This is a genomic window from Bacillus cereus group sp. BceL220 (genome assembly GCF_051776965.1).
In the GTDB taxonomy this organism is placed as follows: domain Bacteria; phylum Bacillota; class Bacilli; order Bacillales; family Bacillaceae_G; genus Bacillus_A; species Bacillus_A cereus.
In genome coordinates this window covers 1-258 of sequence record NZ_JBPWBC010000073.1, presented here as the reverse complement: position 1 = coordinate 258, position 258 = coordinate 1, and the positions used below count along the sequence as shown (strand labels likewise).

The following is a 258-nucleotide window of genomic DNA, read 5'->3' as shown; positions in this document are numbered from 1 at the left end:
GGGGTGAAGTCGTAACAAGGTAGCCGTATCGGAAGGTGCGGCTGGATCACCTCCTTTCTATGGAGAATTGATGAACGCTGTTCATCAATATAAGTTTCCGTGTTTCGTTTTGTTCAGTTTTGAGAGAACTATCTCTCATATATAAATGTATGTTCTTTGAAAACTAGATAACAGTGTAGCTCATATTTTTTAATTTTTAGTTTGGTTAAGTTAGAAAGGGCGCACGGTGGATGCCTTGACACTAGGAGTCGATGAAGG

General features: G+C 39.9%; 1 rRNA gene. It reads left to right on the top strand.

The features are described from left to right. Positions 1-57 (top strand): 16S ribosomal RNA (locus tag ACS2FK_RS30600); the annotation flags it as partial. Between the last annotated feature and the right edge of the window lie 201 nt (positions 58-258).